Annotated in this window: 20 protein-coding genes; 8 read left to right on the top strand and 12 right to left on the bottom strand. The window is 49.5% G+C overall.

Going from position 1 to position 25,152, the window contains the following annotated elements; translation table 11 throughout:
• Entirely contained in the window at positions 1 to 1,623 is a 1,623-nt protein-coding gene (locus tag AC3ZPD_RS06990; RefSeq protein ID WP_490983561.1) for a xylulokinase, read from the bottom strand.
• A gap of 298 nt (positions 1,624 to 1,921) precedes the next feature.
• Here AC3ZPD_RS06990 and AC3ZPD_RS06985 point away from each other — a divergent pair, with 298 nt between their 5' ends.
• Positions 1,922 to 3,004 (top strand): GntR family transcriptional regulator, encoded by a 1,083-nt coding sequence (locus AC3ZPD_RS06985; RefSeq protein WP_490983560.1) that lies wholly within the window; start codon positions 1,922 to 1,924, stop codon positions 3,002 to 3,004.
• A gap of 89 nt (positions 3,005 to 3,093) precedes the next feature.
• Here AC3ZPD_RS06985 and AC3ZPD_RS06980 read toward each other — a convergent pair whose 3' ends face one another.
• Complete coding sequence (locus tag AC3ZPD_RS06980; protein WP_490983559.1) at positions 3,094 to 3,558, bottom strand: hypothetical protein; 465 nt, start codon at positions 3,556 to 3,558, stop codon at positions 3,094 to 3,096.
• Between the two features lie 247 nt (positions 3,559 to 3,805).
• On the opposite strand from AC3ZPD_RS06980, the gene AC3ZPD_RS06975 reads away from it, so the two are divergent.
• Complete coding sequence (locus AC3ZPD_RS06975; RefSeq protein ID WP_490983558.1) at positions 3,806 to 4,624, top strand: SDR family oxidoreductase; 819 nt, start codon at positions 3,806 to 3,808, stop codon at positions 4,622 to 4,624.
• Between the two features lie 94 nt (positions 4,625 to 4,718).
• Here AC3ZPD_RS06975 and AC3ZPD_RS06970 read toward each other — a convergent pair whose 3' ends face one another.
• From AC3ZPD_RS06970 to AC3ZPD_RS06960, 3 genes are all read right to left on the bottom strand, one after another.
• Positions 4,719 to 6,407 carry a histidine kinase N-terminal 7TM domain-containing diguanylate cyclase gene (locus AC3ZPD_RS06970; protein WP_490983557.1) on the bottom strand — a complete coding sequence of 563 codons (1,689 nt, stop codon included), beginning with the start codon at positions 6,405 to 6,407 and terminating at the stop codon, positions 4,719 to 4,721.
• Between the two features lie 164 nt (positions 6,408 to 6,571).
• Positions 6,572 to 7,975, bottom strand: coding sequence for a polysaccharide deacetylase family protein (locus AC3ZPD_RS06965; RefSeq protein ID WP_490983556.1), 1,404 nt, complete (start codon positions 7,973 to 7,975; stop codon positions 6,572 to 6,574).
• A 38-nt stretch (positions 7,976 to 8,013) separates the two neighbouring features.
• A complete protein-coding gene (locus AC3ZPD_RS06960) occupies positions 8,014 to 8,682 on the bottom strand; it encodes a hypothetical protein (RefSeq protein ID WP_490983555.1) in 669 nt (222 codons plus the stop codon).
• Positions 8,683 to 9,152: 470 nt separating this feature from the next.
• Here AC3ZPD_RS06960 and AC3ZPD_RS06955 point away from each other — a divergent pair, with 470 nt between their 5' ends.
• A complete protein-coding gene (locus tag AC3ZPD_RS06955; RefSeq protein ID WP_490983554.1) occupies positions 9,153 to 10,181 on the top strand; it encodes a DUF3231 family protein in 1,029 nt (342 codons plus the stop codon).
• A 91-nt stretch (positions 10,182 to 10,272) separates the two neighbouring features.
• Here the strand turns inward: AC3ZPD_RS06955 and AC3ZPD_RS06950 are convergent, their stop codons facing one another.
• Both AC3ZPD_RS06950 and AC3ZPD_RS06945 read right to left on the bottom strand, forming a co-directional pair.
• Positions 10,273 to 12,336 (bottom strand): amidase family protein, encoded by a 2,064-nt coding sequence (locus tag AC3ZPD_RS06950; protein ID WP_490983553.1) that lies wholly within the window; start codon positions 12,334 to 12,336, stop codon positions 10,273 to 10,275.
• A 250-nt stretch (positions 12,337 to 12,586) separates the two neighbouring features.
• Positions 12,587 to 13,528 (bottom strand): GNAT family N-acetyltransferase, encoded by a 942-nt coding sequence (locus AC3ZPD_RS06945; protein WP_490983552.1) that lies wholly within the window; start codon positions 13,526 to 13,528, stop codon positions 12,587 to 12,589.
• A gap of 373 nt (positions 13,529 to 13,901) precedes the next feature.
• Between AC3ZPD_RS06945 and AC3ZPD_RS06940 the strand changes: the two genes are divergently transcribed.
• Both AC3ZPD_RS06940 and AC3ZPD_RS06935 read left to right on the top strand, forming a co-directional pair.
• Positions 13,902 to 14,861, top strand: coding sequence for a transglycosylase SLT domain-containing protein (locus tag AC3ZPD_RS06940; protein ID WP_490983551.1), 960 nt, complete (start codon positions 13,902 to 13,904; stop codon positions 14,859 to 14,861).
• 270 nt (positions 14,862 to 15,131) lie between these two features.
• Positions 15,132 to 15,851 (top strand): DUF421 domain-containing protein, encoded by a 720-nt coding sequence (locus AC3ZPD_RS06935; RefSeq protein ID WP_490983550.1) that lies wholly within the window; start codon positions 15,132 to 15,134, stop codon positions 15,849 to 15,851.
• On the opposite strand, the gene helD is transcribed toward AC3ZPD_RS06935, so the two are convergent.
• The 3 genes from helD to AC3ZPD_RS06920 form a co-directional block, all read right to left on the bottom strand.
• On the bottom strand, positions 15,838 to 18,261 hold the full coding sequence (helD, locus tag AC3ZPD_RS06930) for an RNA polymerase recycling motor HelD (RefSeq protein ID WP_490983549.1): 2,424 nt from the start codon (positions 18,259 to 18,261) through the stop codon (positions 15,838 to 15,840). The genes AC3ZPD_RS06935 and helD overlap by 14 nt on opposite strands.
• 215 nt (positions 18,262 to 18,476) lie before the next feature.
• Entirely contained in the window at positions 18,477 to 18,941 is a 465-nt protein-coding gene (locus AC3ZPD_RS06925) for a DUF8821 family protein (RefSeq protein ID WP_490983548.1), read from the bottom strand.
• A 23-nt stretch (positions 18,942 to 18,964) separates the two neighbouring features.
• Positions 18,965 to 19,456 (bottom strand): GyrI-like domain-containing protein, encoded by a 492-nt coding sequence (locus tag AC3ZPD_RS06920; protein WP_490983547.1) that lies wholly within the window; start codon positions 19,454 to 19,456, stop codon positions 18,965 to 18,967.
• Positions 19,457 to 19,573: 117 nt separating this feature from the next.
• Between AC3ZPD_RS06920 and AC3ZPD_RS06915 the strand changes: the two genes are divergently transcribed.
• Entirely contained in the window at positions 19,574 to 20,551 is a 978-nt protein-coding gene (locus AC3ZPD_RS06915) for a helix-turn-helix transcriptional regulator (protein WP_490983546.1), read from the top strand.
• A gap of 166 nt (positions 20,552 to 20,717) precedes the next feature.
• Here the strand turns inward: AC3ZPD_RS06915 and AC3ZPD_RS06910 are convergent, their stop codons facing one another.
• The gene (locus AC3ZPD_RS06910; RefSeq protein WP_490983545.1) at positions 20,718 to 22,109 is read right to left on the bottom strand and encodes an MATE family efflux transporter; all 1,392 of its coding nucleotides are present in this window, start codon (positions 22,107 to 22,109) and stop codon (positions 20,718 to 20,720) included.
• A gap of 183 nt (positions 22,110 to 22,292) precedes the next feature.
• On the opposite strand from AC3ZPD_RS06910, the gene AC3ZPD_RS06905 reads away from it, so the two are divergent.
• The gene (locus AC3ZPD_RS06905) at positions 22,293 to 22,946 is read left to right on the top strand and encodes a YczE/YyaS/YitT family protein (RefSeq protein ID WP_490983544.1); all 654 of its coding nucleotides are present in this window, start codon (positions 22,293 to 22,295) and stop codon (positions 22,944 to 22,946) included.
• A gap of 45 nt (positions 22,947 to 22,991) precedes the next feature.
• Positions 22,992 to 23,573 carry a TetR/AcrR family transcriptional regulator gene (locus tag AC3ZPD_RS06900; protein WP_490983543.1) on the top strand — a complete coding sequence of 194 codons (582 nt, stop codon included), beginning with the start codon at positions 22,992 to 22,994 and terminating at the stop codon, positions 23,571 to 23,573.
• Between the two features lie 64 nt (positions 23,574 to 23,637).
• Here AC3ZPD_RS06900 and AC3ZPD_RS06895 read toward each other — a convergent pair whose 3' ends face one another.
• Positions 23,638 to 25,077 carry an MDR family MFS transporter gene (locus AC3ZPD_RS06895; RefSeq protein WP_490983542.1) on the bottom strand — a complete coding sequence of 480 codons (1,440 nt, stop codon included), beginning with the start codon at positions 25,075 to 25,077 and terminating at the stop codon, positions 23,638 to 23,640.
• Positions 25,078 to 25,152 lie beyond the last annotated feature (75 nt).

Raw genomic sequence — 25,152 nt, 5'->3', positions numbered from 1 at the left:
TTAACCCCTCCAGTTCTCCATTAAGTGGTCTACGGCAGCCTGCTCAATCGCAAGTCCCTGCTTGTATCGTTCGATAAACGTTTCAAATCCTTTGACGTCTAATGCGTCCGGATCCATCACCCGGGCCTGAACGCCTTTAAAGACTTTTTGGTCCAGGAAATTCTCCAGGCTTTCCTCCCGTTCTTTGCTGAGCAAGTACGACGCCAAAACCGCCATCCCCCAGGCTCCGCCTTCACCGGCGTTGGCCATGACCGTGACCGGCGTATTCATGGCGGCCGCGACGATTTTTTGCCCAACAACAGGCGTTTTGAATAAGCCGCCATGGGCCAAAATGCTATCGATCGGGACTTGCTCCTGCCGAGTCAAAATGTCCATACCGATTTTCAACGCGCCAAAGGCCGTAAACAGATGAGTCCTCATAAAATTAGCCAGATTAAACCGGCTCTCCGGCGAACGGACGAACAGCGGGCGGCCTTTCTCGAGGCCCGTAATGTTTTCCCCGGAAAAATAGCCGTAGCTCAGCAAACCGCCGCCATCCGGATCGGCCTCCAAAGCTTTGTTCAGCATCACGCTGAATAATTTCTCCGAATCGGCCTCATAGCCCATGGCCTCGAAGAACTCCCGGAACAACCCCAGCCAGGCATTGAGATCGCTGGAGCAGTTGTTGGCATGAACCATACCCACCGGGCTGCCGTTTGGCGTCGTGACCAGATCGATCTCCGGGTAGACCCTGGAAAGCTCCTTCTCCAGAACGATCATGGCAAATACGGAGGTGCCGACAGAGACGTTGCCGGTCCGTTTCCTTACGCTGTTGGTGGCGACCATGCCGGTTCCCGCATCACCTTCCGGAGGGCACAGCGGAATGCCCGGCTGTAAATTTTGCGATTGATCCAGAACGCTGGCTCCCATCGTGCTCAATACGCCAGCCGGCCTTCCGGCCGTATAAACTTTGGGCAAAACGTCCCTTATTCTCCAGGGATAACCCTTAGCCGCAACAAGTTCATCAAACTGCCGAAGCATCGTTTCGTTGTAATCCCGCGTGGCTTCATCAATGGGAAACATGCCCGAGGCATCCCCGATACCCAAAGCTTGCTCCCCTGTCAGCAGCCAGTGAACGAATCCCGCCAAGGTCGTTATGAAATGAATCCGGTGGACATGGCTCTCCCCGTTTAAAATCGCCTGATAAAGGTGGGCAATGCTCCACCGCTCGGGAATATGGAACTGAAACAGTTCCGTCAGCTCTTTGGCCGCGGCTCCGGTGGTGGCATTCCGCCAGGTCCGAAACGGAACGAGCAGTTCCCCCGTGCTGTCGAAGGCCATATAGCCATGCATCATGCCCGAAAATCCGATCGAGCCGATAGTGCGGATCGTGATGCCGTATTTTTGTTCCACTTCCTGCTTCATCCCGCTGTAGGCTTCTTGCAAACCCGTGATGATATCGGCCAATTTGTACGTCCAAATTCCATCTTCCAGGCGGTTTTCCCACTCATGGGTTCCGGACGCAAGGGCTTCAAACCGATGATCGATCAGCACGGCTTTGATTCTCGTAGATCCGAACTCGATACCGAGGGAGGTTTCTCCCTTGGCAATCGCTTGTTTAGCGTGGCTTGCGCTATTCGACATCCCATGTTCCCCCTCTCTGATAACGCTTTAAAAATCCAAAATCAAAAGAAGGCGCTTTCCTTTGTTGGCCTTAGTATAGTTTTTTGTACGTACATTAGTCAATAATTAATATTATTTATACCAACAAATATTAAGAGCGTTTATATAGGGGTTCCTTTTATGATATGTATATAACGACAAGCGTTTAATTATGAAAGCGGAATCTTTCCATTCCTTTAAAAGGGTGATAAAATACGACCATACAAATTTTTGGGATATCCGAGCCCGAATACGAACAACTTTGAAAGAAGAGGATCCAGTGAAACCCAAATATCAAGTCATTATTGAGGATATAAAAAGTCATATTCTTTCGGGCGGGTACAGCCCGGGGGAACAAATTCCGACGGAGGCCGCCCTGCAGGACACATACAAGGTAAGCCGGCAAACGGTCCGGAAGGCGATTTTGGAGCTGTCTAACGAGGGATTTTTAAGAAGCGAAAAGGGATCGGGCACCTATGTAAGCAACCAATACCGCTCCAAGCCGGGCGGAAACGCCAACAACAAAACGATCGGCGTCATCACCACCTACATATCCGATTACATCTTTCCCTCCATCATTCGCGGCATTGAAGGGCGGTTAAACGAGGATAATTATTCGCTGCTCCTGGCCAGCACCAACAATGATGTGGCTCAAGAGAAAAAAGCGCTGGAAATGATGTTGTCTTTTGGTGTGGACGGCCTCATCATCGAACCTACCAAAAGCAATCTGTACAACCCCAATATCGCTTATTACCTGTCGTTCAAGGAGCAGGATGTTCCGTTTATCATGATCAATGCTTATTACGAGGAGTTGGACGTGCCTTTCTTCTGCCTGGATGACGTGCAGTCCAGCTACCTGGCCACCAAAGAGCTGATCGCAAAGGGCCATACCCAAATCGGGATTATCGCCAAAATGGACGACCTGCAGGGGAAATACCGCATGAAGGGGTATATCAAAGCGCTTGGAGAAGCCAAGCTGCGGTTCAGCCCGGAGCAAGTGCTTTCTTTTGATACCGAATCGAAACACAACCTGAATGCCAATCTGAGAAAATTCCTTAGCGACAATAGGGAGGAACTGACGGCCCTGGTTTGTTACAACGACGAAGTAGGACTCGAGGTCGTCCATGTGTGCAGACAGCTTGGCCTCTCAATCCCGGACGAATTGTCTATTATCGGGCAGGATAATTCTTATATCGCCAAAAATGCAAATATTAAGCTGACCACCCTCACCCATCCCCAGGAGCAAATGGGCCGGGATGCCGCGGATTGGGTTATTAAGAAGCTGCAGGGCAAAAAGGATTTACCGAGCAGCACCTATTATCAGCCCGTGCTCATCGAAGGGGAAACGGTAAAACAGAGGTAGCCGCTAAGCTAAGTTGTACGGCCAACTTTGGCTGCCAACCTGAAAGAAGCCATGGGAATCTCCCATGGCTGTCTTTTTAATAAAGGCGGTTAGTGTTCGTAGCTTCTTCTTGGGCCTGATTCCTGCCACATTTGAAACCTGTAGAAGATCAAGGCAATTAAAGTTTCGGCAATAAATACGATTAACCCTTTATCAAAAACCACGATTCCCCTTCTCGAGAACCATGGCAATATAACAAAAGCGAAAACGATATTCGCAACGACTTCCACCCAAAAGAATCGCCAAAACCGCTTATACGTGAACACTAAAAGCCACATCGGCACAACCGGAAATAATCCGTAAACGTACGAAGACATCATACCTAACGGATAGGTTGTCTCCCGGAAGCTCCACCAATTGCATCCTACACCTATTTCGCAAACAATAATACTTAAAAAGGCAGCCAGTAATCCCGCAGGCATATATCGTTTAATGTGTTCTCTCTTCATAAAAATCAAGCTTAACCAAGGGACCCCCAATGTGATCCATAATATGATCTGGTTGCCTACAGTCACGACAATGGCCCTCCTTGAATTCCTTTTGCGGGAATCTTCTGTGCATGTATCTTGTGCAATTAACCCGGGCAATATGCAAAGATCGGCATCTCCTCGACGCGCTCCTTCTTTCATAATTTACTAACGCACTTCCAAAGGTTCTCCCTTTGACAAACCCAAAAGGGTGGATTATGATTAGAACGAACATTCGATCCAATAAACTGCAAATTGTAGAATGAACGTTCAATTTATATTAGGAGGTTTTATAATGCGAAAAACAGTATTCATTACGGGAACCAGCTCCGGGCTGGGCAAACTTACGGCCCTCCGGTTCGCTCAAATGGGCTGGAACGTGGCGGCCACCATGCGCACGCCCGAGAAAGAAACCGAGTTGACCTCATATGAAAACATTAAAATTTTCAAACTCGACGTAACCAAAGTTGATCAGGTCGAAGCGGCCGTAGAGCAAGCCATAGCGGCATTCGGGAAAATCGACGTGGTTATCAATAACGCCGGCATGGGCACCTACGGGCCGCTGGAGCTGGCCAAAGAAGACGCTATTGATTGGCAATTTGCCGTGAATACGCGGGGACCGATCAATGTCATTCGAAAATTTCTGCCCCATTACAGAGCAAACGGCGGGGGGATGTTTATTAATATCAGTTCTTTTATGGGAGTAACGACGGCCGTTCCGCTCGGCTCCCTCTACAACATGTCCAAGTTTGCGCTTGAAGGATTAACGGAAGGGCTATATTACGAACTGCGGCCGTTTAATATTGAGCTTAGACTGATCGAGCAAGGCGGCTCTAAAGGGAACAACTTCAAGGAGGGAATCACCTGGAGCACCGACGAAAACGTAAAAGACTATGACGACATGATCGCCAAGGTAAAAACGATCATGGAATCGAGGGATGACTCCATTTTGGATGACCCTCAAATCATCGTGGATGCCATCGTCGCTCAGGCGACGGGAGAAAGCAAAAAATTCCGCACCATTGTCGGAGAGGCAGGCAACCAATTGGTCGCGCTTAGAAACTCGGTGCCAATTGAACAATATTTGGAGACCGTTTCAAGCAACTTCAAATAATCCTACATTTCCGGTAAAGAAGAAAGGGCTGCTCAGCCCTTTCTTTTCTGTCTTTTGCCGCTCGGATCCGGCTTCTGGCTGTCTGGTTTCTATGTTAAAAAGCATGCTGGAAATCAGCGATTTCAATCCGGTTTCGCCCCCCGTTTTTGGCTTGATAGAGGGCCTTGTCCACCTGCGCGAGGAGTCCGGTTAAATATCCTTCCGCATGCTCCGGTTCATATTGATAGGCAAAATCGTCCAGCGTCAAAACCCCCATGCTGACGGTAACCGAAATGGGCTCCGTGCCGGGTCCCAATGAAATTTCATTGGTTTCTATCACAATCCTTACTTGTTCCGCCAATTCCCGTGCCAAATGCCGGTCCGTGTCCGGAAGATAAATCATAAATTCCTCACCGCCGTATCGGGCTATAATATCCTCCCTGCGGATAGAATGCTTGACGGTTCGAGCCGTATGATAAAGCACCTCATCCCCTGCTACATGTCCATAACGGTCATTGATCGCTTTAAAGAAATCAATATCGAAAAGGATCAGCGAAAACGGAGTCCGGCGCTCTATATGGCCTGCAACCTCATGCGTCAGCTGCTGGGTTAAATAATGACGGTTGAAGCATTCGGTCAGACTGTCCGTAAGCGCCATTTCCTTCAATTTCTGATTGGCCTCGGACAATTCCCTGCGGATGCTGTCCAGCGACTGGTTTTGCCGCTGAAGGACCTCGTTTTGCCGGTTCATCTCCCTCACCAGATAACGTTCATGGGAAACATCCTGAAAGGTGAGAATCCGGCCGATCTGCACCCGGGAAGCATCCACGATCGGAGAGGCCTGTAGAATAAAATGACGAGCGGTGTCCCGTTCGATAATAACTTCGATCTGGGAGAATGCATCATCGTTCCGCCTGTAATGATCCAGAAACTCCTCCCCGTCTCCCTCCACCTGCACAAGCCCGAGGAACCTTTCCATATCAAAATAGTCGCCCAGGCTTAAATCCATGAACAACCGCAGGGCTTTGTTGACCTCAATGATGGATTCATTTTCATCCAATACCAGCATGCCAAATGGAATCGTATTGATGACATCCTCATGAGCGATGGACACCAGATCAAACATGTTGTATCTCTTGATCACGTACACGAAGAAAATAGCGGAGAGAAAAATGCCGACCGAGGTCAATCCCGGAACGATCGGCAGCCATTTTCTCAATGCGACATTCACAACCAGATCGCTGCACGCAAAAGTGGCCAGGACAAAAATCCCCCAAAGGGTGATTTTGACTTGCTTTTTTATCGTCAGTAAGGTCTTGGCAGACCTCAGCGTTCGGAACAAAAAAGCCAAGGAAGCGAAAAAATAGCTTAACAAAACGGCTATCATTACCCAAAACCAGGGGCCATAGGCCCTATGTATGTATCCGCCATCCAGCGGCCTTACAAAAAGATGAAACGGGTTCAAGATCACGCCAACCGATGCAATCACAGCGGGCATGACCCATATGGCCAGCGCTCTATTTCCCAAATTGTCCGAATTGCCGGTTAGAAAAACCGTAAGCAGCAGCCAGCCGCTTCCAAGCATCGAAAGCGCGACAAAAGACAAGGTCACATATAACAGCTGCAGCTTCGGATCCAGCGTAATATCGGTGGCAAATTGACACAGGGGCCACATCATCATAAAGAAATGAAACAGGAAGTACACTTTTCGCAAGTTGGTAATTCTGACGGTAGCAAAGGCATAAACAAATAACACGAACAAGAGGAGGAACAAATAGAGATCATACCAAACTGATAAGCTCACAAATCTTCTCCTTTTTTATTCCGGCAGCTGCGATATCCTAGGGACCCTTTTCGCAACCCAAGTTTTACCAACCTAGTCGGGTTCTTTTATAGTATATGCCTTGATGCCATTCTATGAAAACAAAAAAATAAGACCATGGTCTCATGGTCTTGTAACGAATCTTTTTATTTGAAAATGGCAAACTTCAAGTTTTTCCCCTGCAGGTATTTCAAAATGTCCGGAAGCGCCTCGACCGTGCTCTTGTCTTCATGCAGCACGTAAATGCCGCCGGAAGCCTCCAGCCCTTGGAAATATTTCAGAATATCGCCGGGTTTCTTGTGATTCCAGTCCTCGGGATCCCGGTTCCACATGAGGGTCTTCATATGCTGCTCTTTGACTATGGAAAAAAGCTTGTCATTAATAGCGCCGTATGGAGGGCGGAATAAAGTGATGGGCGTATGCGTCAAAGACTCCAGCAGGCTAACCGTCCTGGACAGGTTTTCAGCCTGCTCCTGGGGAGCAAGCTTCGTAAGCTCCGGATGATCCCAGGAATGATTCCCGATGGACATGCCATGCTCGCTGGCATAGGTGACGGCATCCGGGCGGCGTTTGGCATTTTCGCCGATAAACAGAAAGGTCGCAGCTACTTGGTGTTTCGTCAGCATATCCACGATCTTCTGCGTATACCGCGAGGGCCCGTCATCAAAAGTCAAAGCGACGTAGCCCTCCGGCAGACCGAACATCTTTTTCTCTGCGTCGATGTCGATGACTTCGTAATTCTTCTGCTCGGCCGGAGGCTGAGCTTTAGCGGGTACCGGAGAGGGAAAGTAGCCAGCCAGGCTTCCCAATGCCGGCAGAAGGGAACCGCCGCGTTGATTCGGCAGATTGGGGCCTCTCTGGGACGAGGCGGCTTGAACCCCCGAACCCTCGTTATCCATATTCGGACCTTTAGAGATAACCGTGCCTTGCGCCGGATCAGCCTGCCCGCCAAAAAAAGGCGCGGGATCCGCCTTGCTGTGATAAGGGATAGAAGCCAGAACGATCAGCAAAATAAACCCGACCAAAAGCAGGTTCGCCATCCGGGGTACCCGTGTGTAGACTTGGCGTACGAGGGGGATCCGGTATCTAAGCGGAAGATCTTCGCCCGCTGCTCCTACTCCTGCTGCTACTGATTTAAATGCTGCTGCACTGCTGCTCACGTCTTCTTTTTCGTGCCGCTTCCCGCGTCCACTTTCGGCAGGAAGCGCCTGAGCCGTTAAAAAAGGGGTTTGCCTGATTTGCTTGATCTGTTTTATGTATGCTTCGCTGCATTCGAAATATAACGTTTCCCTCAGGGCACCTGTAGTTCTGATAATGACGCTATAGTATGTATTCCGGAATGGATCCTTTTTGGGATACGGGGAAATGCGGGCCCTGCCCCCATTTAAGGGCTGCAGCGCTTGAATGCCGAGAAACGTATACTCATCAATGTCAATAATACAGGTTTCCTGCCTGTCCTCATGGGTAACGGCGACCTTCATTTGATGCACACCCTCAGAGGTCTTCCCAAGCGACAGCAGTTCTATGACCTGTGTGCTGTATGCCTCCATGCGATCTTCATCCTTCTCTGTCCAAACCCTAGATGAACTTAATCGGTTGAACCTCCATCCAACGTGCCTCCGCTTGAATTAAATGGAGAAGTCATCCGGTTGGTGAAATCATTTACGATATTAAGGAGATGTGTCTTCTCTTGGCGAAGGGCGTCAAATTTCTGTTTCATTTGGGAGAGCTCGACTTCAAGTCGCGAGTTTTTCTCTTCCAGCTCGCCGATTTTTTTGTTCTTGTCCGCGGTCGTTTCATTGTATTTCTGAAGCAAACTTTTATAATTTTGGCGTTCAAATTCAATGACGGATTTAAGTTCATCGATTTCGCCGGACAAAGCGGTCTGAAGCTCTCTGTAATCTTCCATCATCTGGTCAACCTTTAGGTTTTTGTCGCTCAGCCGCTGCTCCAGATCCAGGATGCTTTTCTCGCGCTCCTCGATGACCTTGCCCAGATTCTTAATATCCCTGTTTAATCTATCATTTTGGCCGCTTGCGTGGCTCAGCCGATCCTGAGCGTCATTAAAGCTGACTTCGAGATGCTGCTTGGCTTTGATCATCTGCTCGACGGCAAACACAAGATCAAGCGATCTTTTATCCATATGACCTTTATTGGCCGCAAAAATAGAGCCGGAAGACTCTTCATAGGCTGCGTACTCGGCCGTATTCCCTGACAGCTCATCTTCCTCCTGCAAGGCCTCCAGCTCTGTCCTCATGCCATAATCCTCTTGCGATTGCTGCCCGGGACTGCTCTTCTTCTTTTGGAAAGGAGAAAACATAGACAAACTCACCTTTTCTAGGAAAATGTTGACAAATGTCGAAAATTCTATTTCTTATTATAGTGGAAACCGCCTGCTTTTTGTCGGTTCTAAAGTACCTATTTACATCGTGGTATATAGGCTAAAAGACGCGTTGTTTGCGATCAGGGTAGGAAATTAGGCCAAATCTCCTTTTCTCCGGCGGTAAAGGTCCATGCTTTTATACCCCGCCGAGAGAGACTGAAAAAAGGCAAGCTCCTTCTTTACCTTTTCGGCCAGGCTTTCGAATTCCATCACTCCCTGAGGTTCCATATTCAAAATCCCGTAGCGGCAAATTCCGGATAAGGTGCATATTTGTCTAGGAACTCCCACAAACTACTTTTGTTTGCAGCAGCTAACTTAACTATGTTGGGAGGACTTCACTAATTATGTCCACATCTACACCCTCAAGCAAGGCCGACAATGAAAAAAAACCTTTAACCGCTGCGGAGGTCTCCGCGCTATGGCTTCAGTACCTGGGCGATACGATGTCCCTATGCGTATATAAATATTTCTTAAAAATAAATGAAACCGAGGAAATCAAGCCGATATTGGAGCTGTCAGTTCAATTAGGCGAAAGCCAAGTCAAACAAATTACGAAGCTTTTGAAGAACGAGGCCTTTCACATTCCCGTAGGCTTTAACGAAAGCGACGTGAATTTGGAGGCTCCGCGCCTGTTCTCCGATGCCTTTGTGCTGTTCTATTCTTATATTATGACCATTCATGGGTTAACCGCCTACAGTTTGGCCGTTACGAGCTGCGAGAGGAAGGACGTCCAGGATCATTTTGCCAAGTGCATCACTTCGACCACTCAATTATTTCAAAAAATTTCGGATTTGGCCAAGTCGGAGCCAAGATTTTCCCCCGTCCCCTCCGTCCCTTCCCCTGACAGCGTGGAGCTGGTGCAATCCACCGGGGTCTTTTCCAACCTGATCGGAGATAAAAGGCCAATGAACTCCTCCGAAATCACCAATCTCTTTTTTAATTCCAAGAAAACCGGATTTGTCAGTACGTTAAGCATGGCTTTCAGCCAGGTCTCCGAGCAGGAAGATGTAAAGAAGTTCCTGTTAAAGAACGTCAAACTATCGGGAAAGGACGCTGAAAGTTTTGACGCTTTCTTAAAACGGGAAAACCTCTCCACGCCTCACAAGTGGGAAGATGAGCTTACCGATTCAACGGCAAGCCCGTTTTCGGACAAGCTGATGATGTTCCATGCCGCTTTTCTGGTAAATGCAGCCCTTTCTTATTATGGTGCGGCTATAGGCTCCACGTTGAGGTCCGATATCGTCCTTAACTACAAGCAGGTATTTGACCATGCCATGGAAGCCGGATCAGACTGTTACAGCATTATGGTAAAGCATGGCTGGCTGGAAAAACAACCGGAAGCGATCGACAGGAAGTCGCTGACGCAGGAGTGACTCTCCTTGGGATATCAGTAAAAAAGGCACCCGCAGCGGGTGCCTTTTACTTCTTTGCTACTATAGGCGAATCTTCTAAACTTTTCAGCTTTCATTTCACCGCGAGAGCTGAAAGTTCTTTCCGGAAATCCGGCCACCAGGAGTGATAAAGCTCTACATAGAGGCGGTTTGCCGCGTCGTTCACCTCTTTTGCAGTGGAGAAATTGCTGCTGTAGACGGCAAACGCCTCGTCATAGGCTTCCCCGGTCAGCTCCGCAGACTCCGCATCATCCAGCAGCGCCTTCAAGCGGTCCTTGACGGCCATGCCGGGTGCGACGCGCGCTTGGGTCGCCTGTTCATAGGCATAACCCATTTCGATCAGCTTTTCCTCGGTAAAAGCATCGCCTGTGATCTGCAGGTTGATCGGCTCCCCGTTTCCGCCTTCAGCCGTCCGGTAGCCCGTCGGAACCGTAATGCTCGGATAACCGGCTTTTGCCGCAATGCCGGTCGTTGCACCGTTCAGGCCGATCAAGCCGTCCAGTTTATACTTATCCAGCAAATAATTAATGCCGTTCTTGCGGGAATACGCGACATCGGCGGCCCGCTGCGCGTCTCTGGTTTTGTAATCGGCAGAGCCCGGCGTCATATCGTAAGTAACGGCTTCCTCCAGAATGGTCTGGCCGTACTTCAATACATCGAGATGTTTTTTGTTGTAGTCGATAATATCCTGCAAACTCGTAATGACCGTTTTATTGTCGCTGGCCAAAACAGGGCTCTTCTGGGCTTTCAAATAATTTTCTATATCTTCCTTGAAGTCATAATACAGGACCTTGGAGGCCGGAGCGCTTGGCAGCTCATCCCCCATGTCACCGCCATTCGAGGCATAAACGATCGTTGCGCCTTGATCTTTCAGGACTTGGACCGCTTTCTGGAAGGCTTCATACACATCCGGCTGCGTCTCCTTATTTGGTGTCCGATAGACGCCGAGAACTTTGTCCTTCAGACCGTCTTCCTTCAAGTAATCGATGTAATTTGTTTCGGTATGCGCCTTGAAATAGGCTTCATCCACCTTGATATCATTGTTAACGCCCATGTTCATATGAATGTCATCCGGATCGAAGCCCTGCATCGCGGACAGCAGCGTGGCGACGTCGGATACGTCCCGTCCCATCGGCCCGGCCGTGTCCTGGCTGTGCGACAAAGGAATGATGCCGCTGCGGCTGACAAGCCCCACCGTCGGTTTCAACCCGACAAGCGAGTTTTTCTGCGACGGTGATAAGATGGACCCGGAAGTTTCCGTACCGATTGTAATGGCTGCAAGAGCTGCAGCCCCGCCCGAACCCGAGCCGGAGGACGAACCGGAAACGTCCAGCACATTGGGCAGATAAGGGTTCAGGACCTGGCCTTGCAAGGTCGAATAACCGTTCCGCATCCCGCTGGTAATGAAATTCGCGAATTCGGACAGGTTGGTTTTCCCCAGAATAATCGCCCCGGATTTCTTAAGCTGGCCTGCAAGGAAGGAATCCTGATCAGGAAAGTTGTTGGCCAAAGCGATCGATCCGGCCGTTGTCGGCATGCCGTCAGCCTTCGCCGTCCCTATGTTGTCTTTGATCAGAACGGGAATGCCAAACATGCCCGCCGCCTTGGAGGGATCTGCCTTAACGGCGGCATCGCTCGTTTTCGCTAGTTCTATAGCGTGGGGGTTGAGACTCGCAACCGCGTCTAAGCGAACCGTATAATTATTATAAAGATCAATCCGGGTTAAATACATGTTGACCAGCTGCTCGTAGGTCAGCTTCCCTGCCTTGACCGCCGCCTGCATATCTGCGATAGTAGCCTTTTCCAAGTCGATCGTCAGCGAATCGAGCGCGACCTGCAGCTCGAGTCTGGCTTCGTTAATCTTGTACACAGTGCTGTTCGGCGAAATGTTGCTCACCATGCCAAGCGCATATCTGACCTCATCCGCGTAGGGGGCTGGATAATCCTTCAGGCTGACGCTTTTAGCTTGCTGCACGACAGCGTGCAAATCCTGAAGAGCCTTGGTCGTCGTCGCCGCGTCGACGATCAGGCTGGTGGAATTCATGGCAGAGGCCGGAATGGCACTTCCCAATAACGCCAGACCCAAGATCGGTACCGTCATCATTTTGACCGCCTTTCTCTTCTTTGCATAGTTCATTCTGCAACACCCTCCCTTATGTAAGTATATATTACACAACAGAAGCATACCACATTGTTTACGGAGGTTTCAAAGACTTTTATGTTACATATAGTGACTTAAATCGAGTTTTTCATTGCGCTTTAGTTCTATATACCTAAGATTGGTGTAATATTTAATTACACAAATATCCCTATTGTTAAAACATACTGATTATAAAACAAGGGCGTTCTCTTGCGAGAACCCCCTTGAGATCATTAAAGGCTGTCATTTACGCCTTGCTGCCAAGGCTTTTTTCCAAAATCCATTTCCCCGGCTCCGAAACGTACCCGAGCGCCCGGTTGATCGCCAGCATCGGGGCATTGGTCGAGCGGTTGTTCGTTCTTAGCTTCATGATCCCTTTCTCGTTTGCGTACTGGAAGGAAAGCAGCTTCAGGGCGCGGGCGATGCCTTTTCCCCGATACTCCCTTGCTGTTCCCGTGAAAAAGGTATACATCTCGTCGCCCTGCGGCATCAATACCGTGACTCCCACGATCTCATTGCCTGCCATAGCCAGAAAAGTCGCGTCAGGGATCATTCTTCTCGCGATCCCCGCAAACATTTCATAAGGGATATCCAACGCGCCTTGGGAATCAGGCGTATCCCGGGTCATCCGGTTCAAAACCTCGTAATAATGGGCCATGTTCGGTTCAATCGGAAAATCGACGGCCGTACAAAGCGTAATTCCCCGTTGGCGAACGGCTTCCAGGTCAGCCTCAAAAGTATCCGTCGGAAACGCGCTCAGGTCGAGAACCGATTCGAATTGATGCGCCTTTTCCTGGTAGCCGCGGTTTTTTGCCCACTGAAGGGAAAGCGTATCATTGTCCCGGATCGAAATGAGCAGGCCGTTCCATTTTTCCCCGTCGATTTCTTCATGAAGAGCTTCGCTGAGCTGACGTCCGCAACCTTTGCCGCGTTCGGGCTCGTCCACGACAACACTTACGACCAGAAACCCGTCCGGCGTGTGACCCGTATAATGATAGGCTTCAGCCATTCCAATAATCCGATTGTTCTCATCGATTCCTACAATTCTTTTGAAAAAGGGATAAGACTTCGAGCGATCCTCCTGCAATTCAAACATTTCTTCCCCGAGCGGAGAATTGTAGGTCTGATTTTGCAGACGGTAGACATCCAAGCGGTCAGCTTCCTCATAAGGACGGATTTTCGAGATCACGGTTCACACTCCTAAAGTAGGGATTGTATCTATCGGGTCAGGATTTTACTCTGCCATGCCCATAATAACATAGATGGCAACCTAGCATCTCCTAACGAAATTACCAAAATTGGCAGACCAAATCCATATCGATCAGGCAGCTGATCCGATGCAAGCCGCGTCCATTCATAGCGCAAAAAAACGTTTACAAATATTGTATTTTTATGGATAATAAGCTAACACAGGGTTATGGCTCTCTGCTAGAAAAGCCGTTTCCACTGTCCACATCCATCCCGGCAAGGGGGTGACAAGCAATAAGGGGAGTTTTGACACTATTTCTGGCCTCGTTTAATGTAATCGCTTTCATATTTTTTAAAAAAAGGATGTGTTGAAGATGAATATTCCTTCTTTTTTTAAAAGAACGATCGCTTTTTCGTTAGCGTTGTTATTAGGAGTTACGCTGATTGTGGTCCAACCAGCAAAGGTATCGGCAGCGTCTTTATACAGCCTCCAAGCACGGGCAAACAACAATTATGTTAGCGCCGATAATTACGGCAATGCCCCGCTCGTCGCCAATCGGACCTCCGCAAGCACTTGGGAGCAATTCCAGGTCATCAACAACTCGGACGGCACCCTATCCCTTTTGTCTATGGCCAACAACAAATATGTAGCCGCGGATCTCAATCAGGGAGCCAAGCTGATCGCCAGAAGCACCAGCATCCAGCAATGGGAGAAATTCACGAAAGTTGCCTTGGCCGACGGGACCATTGCGCTAAAAGCTTTGGCCAATAATCAATATGTATCTGCGGATTTAAATAACGGCGCGGTGCTGGCCGCGACAAAAACAGCCGTAGGTGGCGCATGGGAAGCCTTCAGCCTTGTCACAAGCGGCTCCTCGAACGTATCCAAACCTTCGGAGGCTCCCGCCTATATATGGAATTATGCCGTAAATGCGGATACCCGGTTCGGCAAAAACGGGGATTTCGCTTTGCTCATTTGCGCCGTAATCAAACAGGAAACGAGCTACGGAACGAATTTAGGCGGCGTCTCCGGCGGCGACGGGTTAATGCAGGTTGAACCGAACACCAGAAACGCTTATGCAGGCGAATTCAGCTCCACGTTTGGACATGCCTATAACCACAACGATCAGCAGGATCAGGTATATATGGGAGCCATGATCCTTAATGACATGATTAACCTGGCAAACGGCGACGTATGGAGAGGCCTGGTCAATTACAACGGGGGACCGGGCTGGTATCCAGGCGCCACGGATTCTTACGGCCGGCCTATTCTGGCGGATCAATATGCCAACACGGTATACGCAACCTATAAAAGCTATGGCGGACTGCACTAATCCAATAATTGCCGGGCACTAAGGCGGAAAGTCATTTCAGAAATAAACAGGGCGGCCTCCAGCATTTATTAGTCTATGCTGCGGAAGGCCGCTCTTGTTTTTAATAAATGCCGCAATCTAGGGCTAAGGCTAATGCCAGCGTGACGGCCCTTCCTTTTCCCGTCCCGACGCGGAAGTAAGGGCATCCGCCGGGTGTATGTTAAACAAACAATAGGGTAAGATATCCATTAAACACCTGACAAATTTTTGATAAAGGCAGGGCAAGTCTGAATGTGGATGGATACCGTTAAAGATTCGCTGCTCGTAGCTGGAAGGATCTTCACTATCTTCCCCCTCATGCTGGTTGCAGGATTGTTTATGGGCAAAAGATCGATCGGCGAGCTGCCGGTGTTCGACTTTCTGGTCATCCTCGCTTTGGGAGCGGTCGTTGGCGCTGATATCGCCGATCCCAACATTGCGCATATTCATACCGCCGTTGCCATTGTGCTGATCGCCCTGATGCAGCGTGGAGTCTCCTTCTTGACCGTTAAATGGAGAAAACTCGGGAAGCTGATCACTTTTGAACCCACCATCGTCGTTAGCCAGGGGAAATTTGTAATCCATAACCTGAAGAAAGTAAGGTATTCCATAGATAACATTCTGCAAATGCTGCGTGAGAAGGATGTCTTTCATATGGCCGACGTCGAATTCGCGATTCTCGAGGCTAACGGCAAGTTAACCGTGTATAAAAAAGACCCTCCTTCCGCTCCGATCCCTAACCATACGAGACTTCCTGAACTCCATAAGGACGTTTCTTATCCGTTGATTGTGGAAGGAGCCGTGTATGAAGAATCATTAAGCTACATCCACAAAGATTCATCCTGGCTGAAGGAGCAGCTGCAAGCCAAAGGCCTTCGCCAGGAGGACATTTTCTTCGCCTCCGTCGATAACGAGGGCAAAATTTATATATCGGACACCCCTTCGGGGGAGCTCCCGCCTATTCGCCATTAGTCAACAAATACAAAGAAGCGTCCACATCTTGAATGAACGGCGTCCATGCCCTCGCGGCGTACAGCTGAAGCCGGTGCATGGCGCGGGTACACGCCGTATAAAAAAGCTTGCGCTCGCTTTCCCGGCGATAAACTTCCGCAGAAGCGTCGTAAATCAAAACGGCGTCGAATTCTACGCCCTTCGCCAGATACGCGGGAATGACCACGGCCCCGTTCTCGAAGGTTGGCGTCTCTTTCGTAATGAGCCGCAGCTGCGCGCCTCCATGAGCGTTCAGCAGGTCGTGGGCCTCGATGCTTTCAGCGGCGGTTTTGGTGATGACCGCAATGGAGGCGAAACCTTCCGCTTGCAGCGCCGCCACATCTTCCGCTATTTGCGCCGCCAATCGATCTTGACTTGCCGCCTGCGTGAGGAGCGGTTTCCCTCCGCTTCTGTCAAAGGGCATGATCTCCTGGCCGTCAGGCAGCATGGATCTCGTGAACTCCACGATTTCGCGGGTGGACCGGTAGCTGCGGACAAGCCGAATCAAACGGGTGTCAGGCTCCCCATAGAGCCCGATTAGCGGCGAATCCGCCCCGTACAACTCCGTGGCCTGGGTGAAGATGGCCTGGCCGAAATCGCCGAGCACCGTCATGCGGGCGCGGGGGAACAGCTTTTTCAGAAACTCATATTGAAACATCGAGTAATCCTGGCCTTCATCGACGAAAACGTGTTTGACCTGCGTATTGATCCGCACGCCCTCGACCAGCTCTTTCAGATATAGAAACGGCGTGGCATCCTCGTAGAACAACTCCAGCCGGCTAAGCTTCTCCCGGGTTTGTTCACAAATCTCCACCCAAAGCTCCGGAACGTGCTTCTCCTTCGTCATCGCTGCATAAACGTCCTTACTGCCGAACAGCTGGACGTACAGTCCAGCCATGTCGATGAACCGCATCTTTTTCACGTTTCTTCTGAGCGGTTTAAACTGCTCTTTAACGATCTGACGGCTCAGCAGCTCTTCCTCCCGCTCCGCATAATCGAAGTCGGCTTCGTCCCGCCGCGGTTTGTTCTGCAGAAATTCTTGAACCTCTTCATATTTCTCGGCAAAGTCAAAAACGCCCCTCTCCTTGTGCAGTTCCTTATGCACATCAGCGTACTGCTCATTGTCGAGGTAATTCAGCTCCTCCTGCACCCACGGCTCCTTTCGTTCCTTGCGCTCCAGCAGGGTCAATTCCTTCAGCAGCCATTCCTGGAGCATGCCTACGCGAACCGCCAAGCGGATCGAAGGATCATAACTGTAAAACTGCGTCTTCATTTGCCCAGCCGTGATCAGATCGCGGTTCCGGAACCGAATGCCGTTAAATCGCATCCCCTCCTGCCCCAGCCACCCGGCATAATTTTGCAGAGCTTGAAGGAAGGACGCCGACGCCTTATATTCGATCCCCTTGAGCCGGGCCTCATACTCCCGCGTGGATTGTTCGCTCAGCACGTATTCGATCTGGTCAAACGGATCCTCTAAACGCAGCGCAGTGCCAAGCCCATACTCCAGGTATTCCTGGAAGGTCGCCTGCTGCATGTTCTCTTCGCCAAGCTCGGGGAGCACGGTCGAGACATAGCTGTTAAACATCGGATTCGGTGAAAAAAGAACGACCTGATCGGCCTTTAAACGCTCTCGGTCTTTATAAAGCAAATAAGCCACGCGCTGCAAAGCCGCAGAGGTTTTCCCGCTGCCCGCCGCCCCTTGAACAATGAGCATCCGGCTTCGGTCGTCGCGGATAATCGCATTTTGTTCCTTCTGGATGGTCGCCACGATGCTCCTCATCTGCGAGTCCGCACCTTTGCCGAGCACCTGCTGCAGCAGCTCGTCGCCGATCGTTAAGCTCGTATCGAATACGCTTTGCAGCCGGCCATTCCGGATTTGATACTGCCGTTTCAGCTCCATAGCGCCTTCGATGCGTCCGGCCGGCGTGTCATACGCGGCTGGTCCGGGGGAATAGTCATAGTACATGCTCGCAATAGGCGTCCGCCAGTCGTAAATCAGAAAATTCAAGCCTTCCGAATCAACGAAAGACGATACCCCGATATAAACCTGCTCGTTGAAGCCAAGCCCCTCCTCCGTGAAATCAATACGGCCAAAGTAGGGGGACGGCAGCAGCCGCTGCAGACTTTTCCATTGCTGCAGCTTCAGCCGGTAGCTTCGCTCCCGCTCCGACAACAACGCTTCCTGCTGCTTAATGCTGTGGAACGTTTCCTCAAAATCCTCATCCGAAGCCGTGTTGACGGTTACTTCTTCCCAGAAGCGTTTGCGGATTTCCCCCGCCTGATTCTGCAGTCCGTCCACTTCCGGCTCCAGCTCGGCGATTCGCTCCTGCAGCTGCTTTGTCACCTTGCTCAGCCGCTCCTGCTCCTGGTTCCAATCCTGCTCGTTGACCATTCCCGAACACCCCTTCCGATATTTCCGAAAAAGCACATTTGACAACCGCCGTGTCCTATGGTAAGATTAAATTGTAGATATGATAGGATAACTATGATGTTTTTTCATAAATCGACACTAGTGGTTTTTTCATGATACCATAGCGGCTCTTTATGCGCAATTTAATCCTACATAGAAAAACCCGGCAGATTTGCCGGGTTTTTGCTTATTTTCAATTAATATTCGCCTTTAATGACAAAAAACGAACCGCGAATCGTTCCAGCCAATTTGGACTTCTGCCGGGCAAACTTGAACTTCCCCTCCAGCTCGGGAGGTATTTCCATTCCCTCGGAAAGCTTGAAGCCGACGGCCCGTTTCCTAGGGTCATCCACCGTATACAAAACGTTGACTTCGAGACCACTCTCATAAAAAACGAAAGCCCAGTCGATATTCTCCACCTGAAAACGCGACGTTTCCAGCGGTTTGGCCGCAAACGCGATTCCCCGTTCCTCTTTCAAAACCCGGTTTACATAATCCAGGGTCTCCTGGCTTTCTTCAGCCGGCACTACCGTAAACTCATGTTTGTATTTGTTCATGAAATAACGGGCTTCATTGGCGCGAAGACCGGCCAGCGTTTCTGCAACGGGTGAGGATTCCAAACCCAATGTGGAAACCTTTTTAAAATCAACGGTATAAGACACTTCCGGCAGCACCCTCTCTCTTCTTATTTCCTTACAACCGGAATCCACATCTCGCCAACAAGCAGGCCGTCCCGCTCTCCCATCACAACTGCTGTATTCGGCCCGCCTACATAAGCATGATTTTGAGCTTCCGAAAGGGCTTCGCCAAAGGCAAGGCCGGTCAGCTTGGTATTTAATTCATCGACCGTCTTCCCTTCCCCTCTTACCACCACATATTCTCCTTCAGGGAATTGGATCACCCTGGACCCCTCCGCTGCAGGCGCCGCTTGCGCGTCCTCTGTCAGGACACCGGCATAAAACATCATCTTATTATTCACTGCTTCGTTTACGACAAAAAGGTAGTCGTTGGCAGCCAGCCCTTTTAACGTATCAAGCCTTCCATCCTCGCTGACGGCCTGCCAGAAGTCGGATTTCTCCTTGTTTAAGCCGGCAAAGTCCGTGTAATGGCTCTTAAGCTCGGTTCCCAGTCCATACACGACAAAGCTGTCTTTCTCTTCCAACGTATAGTTTGCCATTTGTTATAACCTTCCTTCTCTCAAATTCAGTGAGTGGTTGTCGAATTGTTTGCTGTACTTGATGAATATATGATAGCTTTAAATCATGTCAAAAAATGATACCATTTAGGAGCCCCCATGAAAAAAGTTGAACGGATCAACACCCTCATGCGGTATATCAACAACCGCTCCCGCTTTACCATTGCTGAAATCATGCAGGAATTCGGCGTCTCCCGTTCGACGGCGATCCGGGACATCCGGGAAATCGAAGCCTTGGGGATGCCGCTTGTCGCGGAAGTCGGCAGGGATGGCGGTTATTTTGTGATGCATAATGCTCTACTGCCGGGGGTGCGTTTTACGGATAATGAGGTTAAAGCTCTGTTTATTGCCTTTATGGCCACAAGAAATGCGCAGCTTCCCTATCTGAAGAGCCGGCAGTCTTTAGCCGAGAAATTACTGGGCCTCATCTCAGCCAACCAGCAGGACGACCTTGTATTATTGAATCAAATCCTGCTATTTGAAGGGACCAACCCTCATAATCCCGATTTGCTCGAGCTTTCGGACCTTCCCCACCCCATGCTGGAAAAGCTTATCCAAAACCTGCTCATGGACAGCTATTTAACGATCAGCGTTGAAGAAGAGAGGGGCATCCGCGCTTATCCCGTTTACCTCCTGCACCTTTACCATGACAGAGGCCTTTGGACGATCGAAGGCTTTGACTTAAAGGACGAAAAGAAGAGGATTGTTCCCGTGGACCAACTGACCGATGTCAAACCCTACCCGGAGAAGAGGAGGTTAAGTCCGAAAAAGATCCTAGAAAAACTCGGCAAACAGGAAAAAGAAATCAACCTTGTACTTGAAGCGGGTCCGCGTGCTATTGCCCAGTACAAGAAATACCATCCCTTAAAAGCATTTATTGCCTATACGGATCCTTATCAAACCACGGCGGTTGTAAGTACTTTTGTGCAGGTGGATAAACCTAGAGAATTGGCGGAAATGATAAACTGGATGCTATTTCTGGGGGAGGATGCAAGGATTAGAGAAGCTCCGGAGGAGGTTCTGGAGGGGCTGCGGGGGAGGCTGGATCACTTCAGGAGGCTTTGCTTACCTACTTAAAGAAAAAGTAGACCGTCCCTCACCAAGGATAGCGGTCTACCTTTTCTGATCGTCACCTTTGCTGAAGCCAACCGTCTTTGGAACGGAAGGTCATCCAATCGAAGCGTAGATGGTTACACATCTGCGCTTCGATTTCCTAAAGTAATATTACCACACCCTATTAAGCCTATGCCCCCACACCCACGCTGTTGTCCGGAACAGCAGCCGGCTTCACCAGCGCTTTCTTCTCCCAGGCCCGGCTTCTCCAGCGGAGCAGCATCATCACCCCGCGCAGCCACTCATCCAGCGTAAAAGCAATCCATACGCCAAGCAGTCCAATCCCGAAATGAACGCCGAGCAAATAAGCCAGCGGCACCGAAACTCCCCACATTGAGATCATGCCCATCAAGACGGGGAACCGTGCATCCCCGGCCGCGCGCAGCGAATTGATGATCACCGTATTAAAAGTTCGTCCGGGTTCGAGCACGATAGACAGCAGAAAAATACCCGCTCCCGCCGCAATGATCTCAGGATCATTGGTAAACATGCCAATCAGCTCATGCCGGAATAGCGAGGCCACCCCGACGATTGCTAACGTCAATACGAAGCTGATCCTCACGCTTTTCATCAACCTCTGGTAAGCCGCTTTCATATCCCCCGAGCCGACCATTTGTCCGACAATGATTTCGGTTCCCGCCCCGATCGACATCGCCAGCGCCATAAAATAATTCGATATGTTCATAACATAAACATGCGTATTCAACGCCGTAATGCCGATCATGTTGACGAAGCTGATCACCATGAGGTACTGCGACTGCCAAGAAAGATGCTCGCCCGCCGCCGGCAATCCGACACTCATAATCTGTTTGGCATAAGAAGCTTTCCAGGAAACGTAATCCTTCCGGCGAATCGGTGCAGGGACCCGGCGATACAAAAGGAGAAATAAAACGACTATGCCGAGCAAACGGCTAATCACCGTGGATACGGCAGCCCCTGTAACGCCCAATTCCGGAAAACCGAGATTACCGAAAATGAGCAAATAATTTCCTGTGATATGCAGGATATTGACGCCCAGAGTCACATACATCACGCTTTGGGTGTTCCCGCTCGAACGAATCACCGACGATACCGCATAAGAAAGTGCCTCAACCCACATAAATCCGCCGATAATCTTCAAATAACGGCTTGCGATATCAATTTGTTCAGGATTTAAGTTGAGCAGCCGCAGCAGGGATTCTCCGAAACCAACGAGGGCCAGGCTGACAAGGATTCCGAAGATCAGATTGAGCGAAATAGCCATCGCCGAGATCCGGCTCGCCTCTTTTTCCCTTCCGGCACCAATATACTGGCTCACCGCTACACTGGTACCGATTCCAACAAAACCGAACATCAGAATGCAGAAATAAATGATCTCGTTGGCTAAACCCACTGCCCCTGTAGCCTCGTCGGAGATGCGGCTTAACATAAAGACATCCACCGTGCCAAGCAGCATCCGCAGTACCGAATCGATAAAAATGGGCCATGTTACGGCAAACAGGCTAAGTTTCTTCCATGATGGAGTACGGTCTAATAAGGTCACGTTATACAGGCTCCCGCTAAGTTTATTCTTGTCGCTTTCCCTAGTGTAGCTCCCGCGGGCTCCGTACGTCTACGGGGAAATTTGTTTGATTCGAAAGGGAAAAACGCCCCGTTTGACAATTCATAAACAAGACACTACTATGATGTTAGTTATTACTAACTAACATTCAAGGAGATGATTACTGTGCAAAAAAGGATTACACCCTATATAATTTTAATTATCGGCATATTGATTATGGGGCTTGGAATAGCCATGGTTACTCAGGCCAAATTGGGCACTTCTCCAATTACTAGTATTCCGTATGTATTAAGCTTCATTTTCCCTGCCACGATAGGACAATTCACCATATTACTGACCATCCTTTTTGTGTTGGTTCAAGTCATGATCTTAAGGACGAGTTTCCCGAAGGTTCAATATTTACAGTTGCTAATCGGTCCGGTTTTGGGGATTTTTATTGACTTTGGCATGTGGATTTTTTCTTATATTCAGCCTTCCATGTATCTAGGAAAATTGATTTTATTAGTCATTGGGTGCTTCATGATCGCGTTAGGTGTCTTTCTGCAAGTAGCGGCAAAAACGATTATTAATCCGGCCGATGGAATCGTAAGAACTCTTTCAATCAAGTACAAATGGAACTTTGGGAGAGTGAAGATGGCTTTTGATTCTTCGCTGGTCCTCCTTGCACTCCTTGTTTCGCTCTTTACCTTAGGGGATTTACAAGGAATCAGAGAGGGAACTATTGTTTCAGCAATTCTTGTCGGCTTGTTTATCAATCAAATTAAAAAAATACATCAACGTTATACCCGGAAGAGAACTATAAATCCAACTTCAGAATGATTGTTCCTTTGGGATACCATTATTCGCGAAAATACGGAGGTCCAGATGGAGACAGGGGATAAAATATTAGAAGCAGCCATTTCATTAATGGCCTCAAAAGGTTATAAAGCGGTCACGATCAAACAAATTGCGGAGAGCGCTTCTGTAAGTGAAATGACGGTATTCCGCCAATTTGGCACCAAAAAAAAGATCTTAGAAGAAATTATAAATAAATTTCATTATGCGTCCTTTGTGAAAGAGCAGCTGGAGAAAAACCTGAAATACGAATTAAAACATGATTTATTACTGTACTCCAGTATTTATCAAAACTATATGGCGAGCAACAAACAAATCTACATGATTTCGATCCTGGAGCGCAACACGATGCCGGACCTCCATCTAACGCTTCACAAGAATGTAGAAGAAATCCAACAGTTTTTAGTGGACTATTTCAAGGAAATGCAGAAGCAAGGGAAATTAATCGACGGCAATATCGACTCCTATGTAGCCTTGTTTATGCGCTTCAACTACGGAAATTTTGTTTCCGATACATTGCTCGGGTTCTCAAATATTCCTGTGCCGAATGAGGAATTTATCCGGGATTCCATCTCGATCATAGCAGCTGGGCTAACGCCTGGAACTCAATAAGTGAAACCTATGTATCGGTGAAAAAAAAGCAAAGCCGCAGACATCAGCTGCGGCCCAACCCCATTTACCCCTTTATTTTCTCTCGACCGGACAAGAATAGGGCCGGAAGAAAACAGACAGCAGCAAAGCAGACAGCCCACCAGAAAGCGGTTTGATACGCGTGGACCAGCGAGGTAAGGCTTGCTGCCGCCCCTCCCTGCAATTGTTGCCCGATTACGGTCGCCAGGACGGCTGAACCGAAGGCGCCCCCAATCGTCTGGAAGATCCGCGTCGAGATGCTTGCGTGCGGGATTTGCTCCTTCCGCAATCCTTTATACGCGGAAACCATAATCGGAATCAGGATGCCATTTAATGCCGCACCCCTTACAAGCTGAGCCGCACCCAATAGGATATGGTTGGTATCCGCCCCCGCATATGCAAAAGGAATACTGCCCACAAGGATCACAGCCAAGCTGATGAGTACGATGCTTCTTGCTCCAACCCGGTCAGCCAGCCCCCCGATCCAGCTACGCGTAATCAGCATCCCAACGCCTTGAGGAATCAAGAGAAGCCCCGTCATCAGCACACTTTCGCCGCGAACCTGCTCGTAATAAAGCGGGAGCAGCAGCAGCGCCCCGTTCATGACCATGCCCGAAAGAAACAAGGTAACGTTCGACGCCAGGAAATGCCGGGAGCGGAATAAATGCAAATCGACCAGCGGAGGCTGGCTCGAACGCATAGCATACACGATGTAGGCAGCAAGCAGGACCAGTCCGGCCGCCAGAGGAACAAGCACGCCCGCCGAGAAGAACTGCCCATGAGAACTAATTTGTGAAATGCCGTAAATCAGAACCGCAAACGCGGGGGACAATAAAAGGAACCCCATTACGTCCAGTCTTGGTTTGTGGTTAGAAGCTTCATCCTTCGGAATATGTCTCCCAGACAGCCAGAGAGCGGCTAGCATGATCGGAATATTCACGTAGAAGATCCATCTCCAGCTCATATTATCCATGATCAGCCCGCCAATGACCGGGCCAAGAATCGGCCCCAGCAGCGCCGGAATGCTAATGATCGAAATCAGCTTGCCGAGGCCGCGGCCCCCCGCCGATTGTACGAGCACATTTTGCATCGTCGGAATGAGCAGGCCCGCGCCTATCCCCTGAATTAACCGGAAGAAGATCAGACTGCCGGTGTTCCACGCCAAGGAGCATAAAACGGAAGAAATGAGAAACACCCACAGGGAGAACATATATACATTTTTCCCGCCAAACCGCTGAATCGCCCAACCCGAAATCGGAACGGCCAGCCCCATCGTCAATACATAACCCGTGATAACCCACTGAATCGCCGATACCGTGCTGTGCAGATCGGTTGCAAGCGTGTTGATCGCCACATTGACCATCGTTGAATCCAGCTGGGAAGCGATGGCGCCGAACACCAGAATAAGGGCAACTTTCAAAATGCCGGGGTCTATTTTTTCTTTGGGAGGTTTTATTGCCTCTCCTTGAGCTTGGGGATTAACCATTATATTCACTCCTCGTTCATTTAAGGTACAGTACGTACCGTACCCTATTTGATATCATCATATTACCATTCGCGT

This window comes from Paenibacillus mobilis (assembly GCF_058267595.1).
The sequence above is the reverse complement of the archived record's forward strand: the minus strand, read 5'-3'. Positions and strand labels throughout refer to the sequence as shown.